At 46.1% G+C, this 13095-nt stretch carries 16 protein-coding genes and 1 pseudogene; 11 read left to right on the top strand and 6 right to left on the bottom strand.

Going from position 1 to position 13095, the window contains the following annotated elements; genetic code table 11:
* Window positions 1-56: 56 nt before the first annotated feature.
* From E4U82_RS15305 to E4U82_RS15295, 3 genes are all read left to right on the top strand, one after another.
* Window positions 57-593 (top strand): DUF6773 family protein, encoded by a 537-nt coding sequence (locus tag E4U82_RS15305; RefSeq protein ID WP_135111030.1) that lies wholly within the window; start codon window positions 57-59, stop codon window positions 591-593.
* Window positions 580-777 (top strand): helix-turn-helix transcriptional regulator, encoded by a 198-nt coding sequence (locus E4U82_RS15300; protein WP_135111029.1) that lies wholly within the window; start codon window positions 580-582, stop codon window positions 775-777. Before E4U82_RS15305 ends, E4U82_RS15300 begins: the two co-directional genes overlap by 14 nt.
* A 130-nt stretch (window positions 778-907) precedes the next feature.
* The gene (locus E4U82_RS15295) at window positions 908-1897 is read left to right on the top strand and encodes a superoxide dismutase (protein WP_135111028.1); all 990 of its coding nucleotides are present in this window, start codon (window positions 908-910) and stop codon (window positions 1895-1897) included.
* Window positions 1898-2214: 317 nt separating this feature from the next.
* Here the strand turns inward: E4U82_RS15295 and E4U82_RS15290 are convergent, their stop codons facing one another.
* Complete coding sequence (locus E4U82_RS15290; RefSeq protein WP_135111027.1) at window positions 2215-3441, bottom strand: DUF819 family protein; 1227 nt, start codon at window positions 3439-3441, stop codon at window positions 2215-2217.
* A gap of 133 nt (window positions 3442-3574) precedes the next feature.
* On the opposite strand from E4U82_RS15290, the gene E4U82_RS15285 reads away from it, so the two are divergent.
* The 3 genes from E4U82_RS15285 to E4U82_RS15275 all read left to right on the top strand — a co-directional run bounded on the left by E4U82_RS15285 (window position 3575) and on the right by E4U82_RS15275 (window position 5867).
* A complete protein-coding gene (locus tag E4U82_RS15285; protein ID WP_135111026.1) occupies window positions 3575-4057 on the top strand; it encodes a DinB family protein in 483 nt (160 codons plus the stop codon).
* A 286-nt stretch (window positions 4058-4343) separates the two neighbouring features.
* Entirely contained in the window at window positions 4344-4898 is a 555-nt protein-coding gene (locus E4U82_RS15280) for a DJ-1/PfpI family protein (protein WP_135111025.1), read from the top strand.
* Between the two features lie 180 nt (window positions 4899-5078).
* The gene (locus tag E4U82_RS15275; protein WP_135111024.1) at window positions 5079-5867 is read left to right on the top strand and encodes an HAD family hydrolase; all 789 of its coding nucleotides are present in this window, start codon (window positions 5079-5081) and stop codon (window positions 5865-5867) included.
* A gap of 57 nt (window positions 5868-5924) precedes the next feature.
* On the opposite strand, the pseudogene E4U82_RS15270 reads toward E4U82_RS15275, so the two are convergent.
* Window positions 5925-6840 (bottom strand): annotated as a pseudogene (locus E4U82_RS15270) (SDR family oxidoreductase).
* 147 nt (window positions 6841-6987) lie between these two features.
* Between E4U82_RS15270 and E4U82_RS19995 the strand changes: the two are divergent.
* The 5 genes from E4U82_RS19995 to E4U82_RS20160 all read left to right on the top strand — a co-directional run bounded on the left by E4U82_RS19995 (window position 6988) and on the right by E4U82_RS20160 (window position 10719).
* Entirely contained in the window at window positions 6988-7161 is a 174-nt protein-coding gene (locus tag E4U82_RS19995; protein ID WP_167751445.1) for a hypothetical protein, read from the top strand.
* A gap of 81 nt (window positions 7162-7242) precedes the next feature.
* A complete protein-coding gene (locus tag E4U82_RS15265) occupies window positions 7243-8748 on the top strand; it encodes a potassium/proton antiporter (protein WP_135111023.1) in 1506 nt (501 codons plus the stop codon).
* Window positions 8749-8820: 72 nt separating this feature from the next.
* Window positions 8821-9753, top strand: a complete 933-nt coding sequence (locus tag E4U82_RS15260) for an aldo/keto reductase (RefSeq protein WP_135111022.1) — start codon at window positions 8821-8823, stop codon at window positions 9751-9753.
* Window positions 9754-9889: 136 nt separating this feature from the next.
* Window positions 9890-10237, top strand: coding sequence for a hypothetical protein (locus tag E4U82_RS15255; protein WP_135111021.1), 348 nt, complete (start codon window positions 9890-9892; stop codon window positions 10235-10237).
* 251 nt (window positions 10238-10488) lie between these two features.
* The gene (locus E4U82_RS20160; RefSeq protein WP_135111020.1) at window positions 10489-10719 is read left to right on the top strand and encodes a hypothetical protein; all 231 of its coding nucleotides are present in this window, start codon (window positions 10489-10491) and stop codon (window positions 10717-10719) included.
* Window positions 10720-10774: 55 nt separating this feature from the next.
* Here E4U82_RS20160 and E4U82_RS15245 read toward each other — a convergent pair whose 3' ends face one another.
* From E4U82_RS15245 to E4U82_RS15230, 4 genes are all read right to left on the bottom strand, one after another.
* On the bottom strand, window positions 10775-11284 hold the full coding sequence (locus E4U82_RS15245; RefSeq protein WP_135111019.1) for a DinB family protein: 510 nt from the start codon (window positions 11282-11284) through the stop codon (window positions 10775-10777).
* 180 nt (window positions 11285-11464) lie between these two features.
* A complete protein-coding gene (locus E4U82_RS15240) occupies window positions 11465-11962 on the bottom strand; it encodes an NUDIX hydrolase (RefSeq protein WP_135111018.1) in 498 nt (165 codons plus the stop codon).
* Between the two features lie 41 nt (window positions 11963-12003).
* Window positions 12004-12321: a hypothetical protein gene (locus E4U82_RS15235; RefSeq protein WP_135111017.1), complete on the bottom strand. Its 318-nt coding sequence runs from the start codon at window positions 12319-12321 to the stop codon at window positions 12004-12006.
* Between the two features lie 143 nt (window positions 12322-12464).
* Window positions 12465-12674, bottom strand: coding sequence for a DUF3923 family protein (locus tag E4U82_RS15230; RefSeq protein ID WP_425339532.1), 210 nt, complete (start codon window positions 12672-12674; stop codon window positions 12465-12467).
* Between the last annotated feature and the right edge of the window lie 421 nt (window positions 12675-13095).

Here is a 13095-nt window from a genome sequence, read left to right as displayed (position 1 = left end):
CAAAAAGCTTATTTTTAGTATACAATAAGAGAAAACATAAAAACGGGGGCAGGCCAATGTTTTCTCGGAAAAACCATTCGAAAGACGAACGGATCACCACACTCGAAAATAAAATTTACAAAGAAATTTATATTCTTGTGGTGGTCATTTGTGTTATTTCAGCAGCTATTAAGTTTTACCAGCACGGCTTCCACATTGAGGCAGCTTTCACTGAGTGGGCGATTTTTCTCGCCACTGGTATTTATTTTTCTTACCGGTCGGTGAAGCTCGGACTCTATTCCGATGAGGTGGAGATGCATGATCGGACGAATAAGATGTCCAGGGAGAAGAAAAACCTGATCGTCGGGGCGGTGATTGGCGCTGTCGGTTCATTTGGTATTGCTCTGAACAGTACCATTTCATACGTTGATGGGGTCGCGAACAGTATTTTTAACTTTATCCTTGTCTTCTTTGTGTCTATTATATTTTATGTGCCATTTCTGGTGTTTATGATGATTATCAGCCACACGATTATGAAGAAAAAGAGCGACAAGGCAGTGGCTAAGCAGCTGGAAGATATGGATGAAGATGGTGACGATGATGAAAAACATTAAGCTCAAAGTGGCTAGGGCGGAGCATGATTTGTCACAAGAAGAGCTGGCTAAGCGTGTTGGCGTATCGAGACAGACGATCGGGCTGATTGAATTGGGCAAATATAACCCGACGCTCAGCTTGTGCAAATCCATTTGTAAAGCATTGTCCAGGACACTGGATGAATTATTTTGGGATGAGGATTGATTGTATAGAAGCTGGATTCCTGCTTCATAAGTGTTCTTCTTACAATAAAATCCAGCGTGTTACCAAAATGGGCTTTCGGGCATAGGCTGGGAATGGAAGTATTTTATCCATAAAGAGGAGGACATTGCTGATGACGAAGCAAGCAACAGAAGCAGACTGGCTGGGAGAATTGGTGGAATGGACGGAACAATGCGAGCAGCTGGTTCAATCATTGGAAACACGTTCAGGAATAACGGATGGGACATTTAATCCAGGGGAGTGGCAAGACCGCTTTCGGGAACTGGGCGAGCTGGCCGGTGCTTACCGTGAACAATTACTGGACGATGACGAACCAGCTGATATTGCGGGGGAAATGGAATCATTGAACACGAAGGCACACCAGCTCAAGTCAGAATTCATCCAATTGATGGAAGAAGAGCCGGATAACAGAATGCAAAGGGAGAGCATAGATGATGAGGAGTCTGATGATGGTCGGAAGTCAACGAAACACAGGCCCGTTCCGATCGGTGAACATACTCTGCCACCGCTTCCGTATGCCTACAATGCACTGGAGCCCCACATCAGCGAGGAGATCATGCGGCTGCATCATGATAAACATCACCAAAGCTATGTGGACGGCTTGAACAAGGCAGAAAAAGAAATGCAGAAGGCCAGAAAAAACGGTGACTTCTCGCTGATCCGTCACTGGGAAGGCGAGGCGGCATTCAATGGCGCCGGGCACTATCTGCATACCATGTTTTGGGATAACATGAGTCCGGATGGCGGGGGCAAAGCGGACGGCGAAATCGCCAAAGAAATCAAACGGACTTTCGGCAATTTTGATAAATTTAAAGAACACTTTTCGAAGGCGGCTGAAAATGTGCAAGCTGTCGGGTGGGCCATGCTTGTCTGGTCACCGCGATCATGGCGGACCGAAATCCTGCAGGCAGAAAAGCACCAGAACTTATCCCAGCAGGATGTGATTCCGTTGCTCGTCCTTGACGTCTGGGAGCACGCTTATTATTTGCAGTATCACAACAACCGCGCAGATTACATTGACGCATGGTGGAATGTTGTCTGCTGGGATAGTGTGAATCAGCGTTTTGCCGAGGCGAAGAAGGTTATGTGGAAACCGTATTAATGAGTTGAATCAAACATGACCCCGCACCACTATTATGGTGATGCGGGATTTGCATTTTTGGGAGGCGGCTTCAGGCATGGACTTGCTTTGCATTTTCGAAGGGGGTGGTGAACGCGGTCGGGAATGGTGCGAACTCGTGCAGAGAGAGCCTCAACTCGAGCGGCAGCAATACAAACTTGTGCGAGCATCATACCCTCTAATGCCGATGTTCGTTTTCGATCGAATCTACCTTCCTTCCATCAAAGTAAAAGCTCCCGGTGTCATACCGGGAGCAGCAGCTACATCAAATTACCTTTTGAAAAGTCCCCTCTCAAAAGTCACATAAACGTTTGAAACCACAGCCCAAGACCAGTCCCGATGTAGTTCCCGATGATATAACCAAGTGTGCCAACAAGCAGAATTGGTACAATTAGTTTATGCCAGCCTTTGGCGATGGCCATCGCTGCAGCCGTTGTCGGACCACCAAGGTTGGCGTTGCTGGCGAGAACGATTTCCTCCAGGTTAAATTTGAACCATTTCCCGAGCACAAGAGAGATAAGTAAATTGATGACGACAATAATCAATGTGAAAACGAGCAGAAGCGGCGCCGTTGTCACGACAAGTGCAAGCGATGCCGGCACACCAATGACCACAAAGAATAAATAAATCAAAAATGTCCCGATCTCCTGCGTCCCCCGGATATTCCCGAAATAATTCGGAAAAGCGATGACTGCCAAAACAGTCAGTGTCGTTAACATCAAATATTGATCACCAATAACGGCGCCCAGTACCTGGTAAAAAATGTTCACGCCTTCACCGCTTGGTACCACACCGGCAAAAAACTCGGCCAGCTGAAATGATACAGCAACAAGGACAAATGCCGTGGCAACACTCGTAGCGATATCTTTCAAGGCGATTTCTTTTCGCTGCCAGAATGACGCTGCCTGCGTTTCACCGTTATTTTCGGACGTGTCAGCCTCCACTTCTTCCATATGTGGTGTCTGGTACCTTTTCCGGAAAAAAGAGATAGCCGGAATCGCCATCAACACGAAAAAGAACACCGCCATCATCGCATTATCGGCCACAACAGTCGCTGAAACGAGCTCACCCGGCGCCTCAAACTTGGAGGCCATGGCGGCAAAATTCACGCTGCCGCCCGTGTACGATCCTGCCATCATCGCAGCCAGCTTATCCAAATGCGGGATCACATCCTTCAGCAGCATGAAAGACACAATCGTTCCTGCCACGGTACCGATGGCGCTTAATAGAAAGATGGTCAGCATCCGGCCGCTTTCCTGCCAGATCTTTTTAATGTTGGCCTGAAACAGAAGCAGCGGAATCGCCAATGGCACGACATAGTCCCAGACCGCATCATAGACCCCCGATTCAAGCGGAATAACGTTTAAGTTGGCCAGCACCATCGCGCCAATCAGGGCGATGATCGCCCCGGACATTTTGGATGCCCATGCATATTTCTGCTCCAGATAAATACTGACAGCCGCCCAGCCTGTCACAAATGCCCACAGCGCCCACGTATTATCCGGAGATATGAGTGACGTTTCCAATTGGGTTCACCTCTTTAAAAAAATGGATAAAAACGTTTCATTGGTTCTGGTACATATTAGTGTACAGCATTTATGTTAATATAGAAATAGTTCAAAAATCGTTACTCGAAAATGCTGCGTCAGGGGGAATTACATGAGTGTTTTAAACCGTCAATATGAGCTGGTGAAAAATACACGGGAATTGCTGTTTGCGTTTTGTGAAAAATTGGATGCGGATGACTACATCAAGGAACTGGATGGATTCGGATGGGGATCCATCCGGAACCTGCATACACATGTAGCCGAATGCTATCAGTCATGGCTGGGAAATTTCGGACTAAAAGAAAACATCACGTTTGCTGAGCCTGGGATGGTTAGCAACGTGCAGGACATGCGGGGAATTTTCAGTGAAGTGGATGATCTGGCCAGCCGGTTTCTTAATACATATGAAAACCATGCCGATGAGGTTATAAAAGGTCCTGTCCCCTGGCAGGAGGAGTATGAGGAACTGTCCGTATTGTGGCTCTTCACCCATACCATCACTCATGAATTTCATCATAAAGGGCAGATTGTGTCTATGGCGCATAAGCTGGGGTATGTGCCGGATGATACGGACTTGGTGGTTCCGGGGATATGAAGGACAATTGAGAGATTAACCATACGGAATGGAGTTGCTTGCAACGGTCCATTGGATTCTAAAAAATTCTGAGCCATCATCTGATGGAGAGCTAATTTCAGCAGTCCATAGCTGGAACAAACGTAAGAAGCGATTATTCGCGCGCAAGCATATTTTGAAAGCCTCAAAACATTTAACAGATACATTGAATTGTAAATCAAAAAAATTCGAAAACTGATTCACTGGCTAACCTCCCTGCTGTATGAATATGCTATACTAAAGTTATATTCAAAGGGGAGGTTTTTTCATGGCCAAAAAAGTCCTGATCTTAGCCGGAGATGCTGTTGAGTCGCTGGAAATTTATTATCCGTATTTCCGCTGTCTGGAGGAAGGCTACGAGACAACCATAGCGGCTGCTTCACCTAAACAGTTGCATACAGTTGTCCACGATTTCATTGGCTGGGAGACGTATACTGAAAAAGAAGGCTATCAGATTGAGGCAACGGCAAGCTTTGACGAGGTGAATCCTGCCGACTATGATGCGCTTATCATTCCGGGTGGGCGTGCACCTGAGCATATCCGTTTGAATGAGCATGTGCCGGGAATTGTCAGCCACTTTTTCGAGACGAATAAACCGGTTGGGGCCGTCTGCCATGCGGCTCAGGTTCTGACGACGGTAAAAGAGCATCTGAAGGGCAGAGAGATGACAGCTTATGTGGCCTGCAAACCGGAAGTGGAAGCAGCAGGCGCCAATTACATTGAAGAGTCGAACCATACGGATGGCAATCTGGTGTCCGGGCATGCGTGGCCTGATATGCCGAGGCTGATGAAGGAGTTTATCAGGCAGGTTAACGGGTCATAATCAAATGAGTGTAACGTTTTCTGTGACAAACCCGCCGGTGTCATTAACACTGGCGGGTTTTATATGATGTCTTCCTTTCATGTCAGACTCCTTCTCAAATCTTCATCGAATCCTTACACTCTATTAATACTCACTTTACATTCAGGTGATAGGATGAATATATAAGGAAGGAGGAAAAATATGAGTATACGTGCCATGTTCATTGATATGGATGGGACACTGCTGTCGTCAACAAATGAGGTTTCACAGCGTAATGCGAAGGCGATTTACCGGTTGATTAATCAGGGGACCAAGGTGTTTCTTTCGACGGGGCGACCATATAAGATGACGGCGCCCTACCATAGCCTGCTTGGGCTGAAGACGCCGATGATTTGTTTGAACGGTGCTTCTATTCATGATGGTTTGACGGGAAAAGTTGCTCAGATAAAGCCGGTTGTGCTGGATGAGGACCATTTTCATCGCGTCACGAATGAAAATCCGTGCAATGTGCTTGTGCACACTATTGACGGCCTCTATTGCAATAGAGAGTGCGGAGAAGCGGATGTGTGGACCAGGGAAAGCCGTACACCTCCAAAGTACATCGGTGATTTGCGGGATGCAGATTACAGGAATGTGCTGAAGTACAGTGTCAAGACCGGTTATCACGGTTCACACATGTCACATTTGTTCAGTGATGAAGCGGATGTCATTGACTGGAAAGATGGGTTTGAGATTGTCGCTCCCGGTGTTTCCAAATGGGCTGCCATTCAATCATTAATCAGAGCTTTTGGCATTAATCCTGAAGAAACCGCAACGATCGGTGACGGTCCGAATGACATCCAAATGCTCCGTCATGCCGGGGTTGGAATTGCCATGGCTAACGCTGCCCCGGAAGTGAAAGCGGCAGCTGACCTTGTGACGGGTCACCACGAAGATGACGGCCTGGCAGAATATATTGAGCAGAATCTCGTACAGTCACTTGTCAATTGAGGTATGGCGAAAAACGTTTACTGTTGCCCTTTCATTCTTTCAACCCACACCCATTTTTCAACCAAACATTTGCCCGCCGTTCACATGCAGCACCTCTCCGGTTACAAAGCGCGCGTCATCTGAAGCCAGATAAACAAACGTCGGTGCCACTTCAAACGGCTGTCCCTGACGATCCATCGGGTTGCCGGCGAGGGTCACCTGATCAGCTGTAAAACTTGCCGGGATAAGCGGTGTCCAGATGCGCCCCGGAGCAATCGCGTTGACGCGGATGCCTTTCTTGATCAGACTGTTTGCCAGGGCGCGGGTGAAGCCAACGATGGCACCTTTTGTCGCTGTATAATCAATCAGTTGATCGTTCCCGTCAAAGGCAACGACAGAGGTGGTATTGATAATCGCACTGCCTTCTCCCAGGTATTTCAGCGCAGCGCGGGTCGTGTAAAAGTGTGAGTAAACATTCACCTTAAAATGTTTCGTCAAACTGTTCGTCTGTGATATCCTCCAGACTTAACTGTTGAAATTGAATGCCGACGTGGTTACACAAAACGTCCAGCTTGCCAAACTTTTCAATGGTTTTTTCCACAATCACGGCGCATTGTTCCTTACTGCGGAGGTCACCCGGAAGCAGCAAACAGCACTGGCCGAGCTCCTCAACCCGTTGTTTGGTGCGATTGGCATCGTCATGCTCATCAAGGTAGGCAATCGCAACATCCGCCCCTTCTTTTGCAAAAGAAATAGCAGCAGCTGCACCTATGCCGCTGTCACCACCCGTAATGAGCGCCACCTTTCCTGATAGTTTTCCGCTGCCTGATTCATTTGGATTTTCGACGATCGGCCGTGGCACCATAAGCTCCTCCACCCCGGGCTGACGGTATTGACGCTGCTCGGGAACTGTAATGGCAATATCCTCATATTGTGTGATTTTTCCATAATTGGGGTATAGCGGGTATTTTTGTTTGTCGCGTTTTTCAGTCATTGCGTTCAATCCTTCCTAATCATGAGCTTTCAACTCAGGTTATGATGATTAGGCGATTGTCGTGCCTGGATTTGTTATCCGTACAGGCTCAACGACTGAGAAGATGAATAGCCTGACAGGGAATAAGTGATAAAGGAGCTGAATGATGTGTATAATTATTATTACAATCCTGAAGTGAGGTACCTGCTGATGTCACAAGTAAAAGGAAAAGCTAAGGTATTATATGACAACAACCCACAGGCATGGCCAGCCCCGGTGATCGGACCAAGACCGCCGTATTATACAAACCCCCGCTATATGCCATCCGATCCGGTGATCTAGTTTTTGCATGGCCGGATTCTTTGTTTTAAGAGACAAAAACCGGTAAAATAAAGAGAGAATGCTTTTGAAAGGAATTACTTCATGGATCCCAGTATAACATCATTCGTACTACTGTTCGCACTTATGCTCATTGTTGGTGTTTTTACAACTAAATTCTCTTCCCAGCTGGGTTTGCCCTCACTGGTACTTTTCCTTTTTGTTGGAATGCTGCTCAACGAATTCATTTACTTTGAAAATGTCGAACTTACACAGCTTGTCGGTATTATGGCGCTGATTATAATTTTATTTGAAGGTGGTACCCAGACCAAATGGAACACCATGCGTCCGGTCCTTGCGCCAGCGGGCGTATTAGCAACAGTTGGGGTTTTGCTGACGTCTGTTATCACGGGATTTGCGGCTTACTATATCCTCGGTCTTACGCTGCTGGAAGGGATGCTGTTTGGTGCGATTGTTGGTTCGACAGACGCCGCAGCAGTCTTCTCCGTACTGGGGAGTAAAAATATTAATTATCGATTGCGGGCCACATTGGAAGCTGAATCGGGAACGAACGATCCGATGGCCGTTTTTTTGACGGTGGCTTTTATTGAAATGATCCAGATTCCGGACAGCACAATTTGGTCAGCAGTCGGAAGCTTTTTTATCCAAATGGGATTCGGTTTGATTTTTGGACTGCTGCTCGGCAGGTTAAGTGTGCTGCTGATTAATAAGATAACATTGGACGTATCCGGCATGTATCCGCTTTTGGCGTTGGGCAGCGCCATTTTCACATATGGTGTGACCGATTATTTAGGTGGGAGCGGATTTTTAGCTGTGTATGTAATGGGGGTCCTGGTTGGCAACAGTGACTTGATGCATAAATTTTCAATTGTCCGGTTTAATGAAGGATTCGCGTGGATGATGCAGATTATCATGTTTATTTTCCTTGGGATGCTCGTATTCCCAAGTGATTTGATTACGGTTGGTTGGCAGGGTATTCTATTAGCCATCATTCTTATGTTCGTGGCCAGACCAGTCGCAACCGTCCTGTGTATGATTTTTTTCAAATACAATGTAAAAGAACAGGTGTTTTTATCGTGGACAGGTCTGAAAGGTGCGGTTCCGATTGTTCTGGCAACATATCCGATCGTGGCGGAAGTGGAAAATGCGTACGTGATCTTTAATGCGGTCTTTTTCGTTGTACTCATTTCAGCGCTTGTCCAAGGCAGTACGCTGTCACCGCTGGCAACGAAATTAGGATTGACAGAAAAAGGTTATGATTTTGACCCGAGCGGTTTCGAAATGATTAACCTCGGCAACACGAATTCCGAAATCATTAAACTGCCGATTGGAAAAAAAGCACCGGTTGTTCATTCAACGCTGACGGACATCATCCTGCCAAGTGATACGCTAGTGATTGGCATTGTTCGGGAAAAAGATTTAATCACACCAGGTGGTGATACGTCAATTGAGGCTGGTGATATGTTATTTGTGCTTAGCGAGAGGGAAAAGCGGGCAAAAGTGAGAGAGGTCTTTTTAGGAAAGAAAGAGAAGAAGGAAAAGCCGAAGAAGCCGAAATGGTGGCAGCGACTTGGTAGAAAACGCGAGTAGCGAACATTTGCAAACGAGAAACAAGTAGGTTACGATTTTCAATATATTACCAATGCTGGGAGGCGGATCATCATGGTAAAACAAGTGAAACTTGGCCAATCGGATTTATATGTGAATCCGGTCGGACTGGGTACCAACGCTGTCGGCGGGCACAATCTATTTCCCGACACAGACGAGGAAGCAGGCAAGGAACTCGTCCGAACAGCGATTAATAATGACGTTAATTTTATTGATACAGCCTTTTTATACGGGCCCGGACGGTCAGAGGAATTGGTCGGAAAGGTCGTTAAGGAAAGTGGCAAGCGGTCCGGCCTGATCATCGCTACAAAAGTATCGCCCATTTTCAAGGGTGACGGCATGGTCAATGACAATTCACCGGCCTTTTTAAAACAGGAAGTTGACCATAGCCTGAAGCGGCTGCAAACGGACTATATTGACTTAATGTATATCCATTATCCGGACGGTAAAACGCCTGAAGCTGAAGCGGTTGGCGCCTTGAAAGAATTAAGGGATGAAGGCAAGATCCGTGCGATCGGTGTCTCCAACTTTACACCTGATCAATTGAAAGCAGCCAACCAAGACGGTTATGTGGACGTTTATCAGGGCGAGTATAATCTGTTGAATCGGGAAGCTGAGAACACATTGTTCCCTTATACAGCTGAGCAGAATATCTCGTTCATTCCGTTCTTCCCACTGGCAGCAGGTCTTCTTGCAGGGAAATACAATAAGGATTCACAATTTAATGATATACGGGCAAACTCTCCATATTTTAAGGAAGACGTCTTTGAGCAAAATTTGGCAAAAGTGGATAAGTTGCGTCAAATCGCGGATGCAAAAAACGCAGAGGTCGCACATGTTGTCCTTGCCTGGTATTTGACAAGAAATGCCATCGACGCTATTATACCCGGCGCCAAACGTGCCGAACAGGTGCTGAACAACCAGAAAACCCTAGATGTGCAATTGACGGATGATGAGGTTCAGGCAATTGACCGTATTTTTCAATAAGTGAAGATGAAGGCTGCTGGACCGGGATTGGAAGCCGTTTGTCAAGATAAAATCCAGACGATTCAGCACCCGAAAATGAAGCCTCCCATGATTGTGGGAGGCTTCATTTTCGGGTGATAGGTGATCGTTTTACATATTGGCGGGGTGTATCAATGGTAGGAGCACGAACATCAATGGTATAGGCGAGGATATCAACGGTAGGAGCGTGAACATCAACGGAGGAAGCAAGTGTATCAACGGTAAGAGCATGAACATCAACGGAGGAAGCGAGTGTATCAACGGTAGGAACGCGAACATCGACGGAGGAGGCGAGGATATCAACGGTAGGAGCGCGAGCATCGACGGAGGAGGCGAGGATATCAACGGTAGGAGCGCGAGCATCAACGGAGGAAGCAAGTGTATCAACGGTAAGAGCATGAACATCAACGGAGGAAGCGAGTGTATCAACGGTAGGAACGCGAGGAGGCGAGGATATCAACGGTAGGAGCGCGAGAGTCGACGGTAGAGGCAAGGATATCAACGGTGGGAGCGCCAACATCAACGGTCGAGGAAGCGAGTGTATCAACGGTAGGAACGCGAACATCGACGGAGGAGGCGAGGATATCAACGGTAGGAGCGCCAACATCAACGGTCGAGGCAGGGATATCAACGGTAGGAGCACGAACATCGACGGAGGAGGCGAGGATATCAACGGTAGGAGCGCGAGCATCGACGGTAGGGGCAAGGATATCAACGGTGGGAGCACCAACATCAACGGTCGAGGCAGGGATATCAACGGTAGGAGCACAAACATCAACGGTAGAGGCAAGGATATCAACGGTGGGAGCGCCAACATCAACGGTCGAGGCGCGGATATCAACGGTAGGAACGCGAACATCGACGGAGGAGGCGCGGATATCAACGGTAGGAGCGCGAGCATCGACGATAGGAGCACAAACATCAACGACCGCAAGTCCGCCACAATAGGTTGAGTTTGCCGCGCCATGTACAAGGGCCGCCGCCTGGAAGTTTGTTCAACGCGTTATTGAGGCAACATTTTTCTTATAATCCTTATTTGACCTCTATGATTAATTTCATCTTCAAACATGTGAAACCAGATGAAATAGTTATTCGACGGATGGCTGCCCCATAATCTGTTTTCGTACAACCATTCATCACTTCGGTTAGAAAACTCCAGTAGCGTTTGCTTTCTGACTTCTTCCAGTTTGGTCATGTAAAACTCCAAGGGATGTCCTTTAATTTGCTGTCTGCCTTTATCCCCGAGATCATATGCTGCACCCCACTCCGCCATCTCTTGTTCATTCGGACGTCGGCCATCAAAAGTTTCAATTTGGAACCCTTTTTCAATCGCTGCGATATGTAAAAGAAGGGCTCCTATGCTATTCGCATCTCCAGCTGGCAGAAAGTCCAGTTCAGCAGTTGTTAGCCCGTGTACCGCATTTAACGTTGTCTTCCTTGCATAGTCCATCTGGGACACTAGATGACCGATTTGGGACGTGAATCCTTCTGTTTCTTTTATTTTATATGGCATGTTGGGCAGGCTCCTTTTTGTCCAGGGTTAGTTTTCATTCTGTCGAGTTCGCTAGTCAATTAAATCTCTGCATTTTAAAAAACGATATACACATGGCAAAAGATTCGTGTTTTCATCTGTGATATGAAAACACGGCACGAGTCTATTCGGCTCCAACTCCCATTCGCGGGAATGTATGTACTAATTTTTGTCCGGCTGAAAAGTTATGAATTCTTTAAAATAATTAAGCCCAGGGACGATATGCCCTTTCTCGAACATGTTTTCAAGTTCTTGTGTTGTTACCCATTTGGCATCTGAAACCTCATTCGGTTGATGTGTGGTTTCAGCAATATCAAAATTCTTATGGAATACCCAGACATCACGGAAGTAATCATGGCGGCGTTCACTTTTCATCAACTTACCACGACAGTCCGATAAGTCAATCCCGACTTCTTCACTTACTTCCCTCATAGCGCCTTCTAAGCTTGTTTCGTCGGCCACTACCGATCCCCCCGTGCACTCCCATAAATTCGGGTGATCCTTATTCGGATGCCGTTTGCTTAACAAAAAGTCCCCTTTGTCGTTGATGATCCACACATTGACAACCAAATGATAATCTCCATCCGGAAGAGGAGTCCCTCGTTCGTGCATCCTCCCGGTTTTATGTCTATTCCCGTCATAGACGTCCCAAAGTTCCAACAGCATCCCTCCATGGACTCTCTGATTCTATGCCCGACTATTTACGAATAACTTTCCCCCGTTTTGCTGTAAATTTCATAAGCAACGTAACCCAATAATAACCCTATTCCAGGTCCCCAACCAACTGCAAATAGTAAGGTGATTGGGAAAAACATGCTAAGAAGCATGGCAACAGCACAACCAGTCATCATGCCCAGTGGTATTAAGCTATCCAGTAAAGTTTGAGCACTTTTGGATTGTTTCTTACCCAAAGTGCCCTTCTTGTATTTATGTTTCATTCTAAAAACGACAAATACCGCAGTTCCGCCTGCTATTACAACAGGCAGTGAAGTACGCGCGATGTCCAAAATTAAGTTCATTTTAGAAAACTCCTTTCTTTACGTATTGTTTTTTAATTTTCTTCGTCTCTTAATACCGTCCAGTTCATCACTACAACCCGTCCCGCAAAATTTTGTTATAGATTAGCACTCTGTTTTGGCAGTTTAAAATAAATACGCTTTACTTACTGTTGAATACTAGATTGCTTATTGCGATTAATGACCAAGTTAATGATGAGCCATATACCTTGAAAGATTGCTGGAAATATAAAGGCAAACAATAAAACAATAAATGATAGTAGTTTAATCTCGGGTGTTTGAACAGCACCTGAACCGTCTACTTCTCTCGTCCAAACAAACACTGTACCCACAACAAAAAGAATCATCCAAAAAATATTTATTACCCACTAGAAAACCCAGGATATCTTCAATTAATTTATCCCTCCCTTGTGTAAACCTTATTCCAGATAGAGCTCTTTTGCCCCATATCGCATTAAACTTGATGTTTCTTGTCGTTGGAAAGGTTATTGTCGACTTGAATATACTTATTTTCAGTTAATATAGCTTGAATAAAATCGGCTGCATTTTTAGGAGAGACAAGCGCCATATCATATTTCCTACCATCCTGTCTTCCATTTTTATATTCGACATCGAAACGTTAAATTCCTCTAAAGGGGCACAAATTCCTCGTTGTGTTTGGCAAGTGAAAAGTACATAAAATGGCAGAACTTTTTTACATAACCTTGCCAGCCAGTTTATCCCAATTGTAGATTGTATCTTTTATTTACTTTTCAAGGTTCAAAAGCGAAATCTTAA

The organism is Lentibacillus salicampi, from assembly GCF_004565465.1.
GTDB classification, from domain to species: Bacteria; Bacillota; Bacilli; order Bacillales; family Amphibacillaceae; genus Lentibacillus; species Lentibacillus salicampi.
This window is presented reverse-complemented; position numbering and strand designations above follow the sequence as displayed.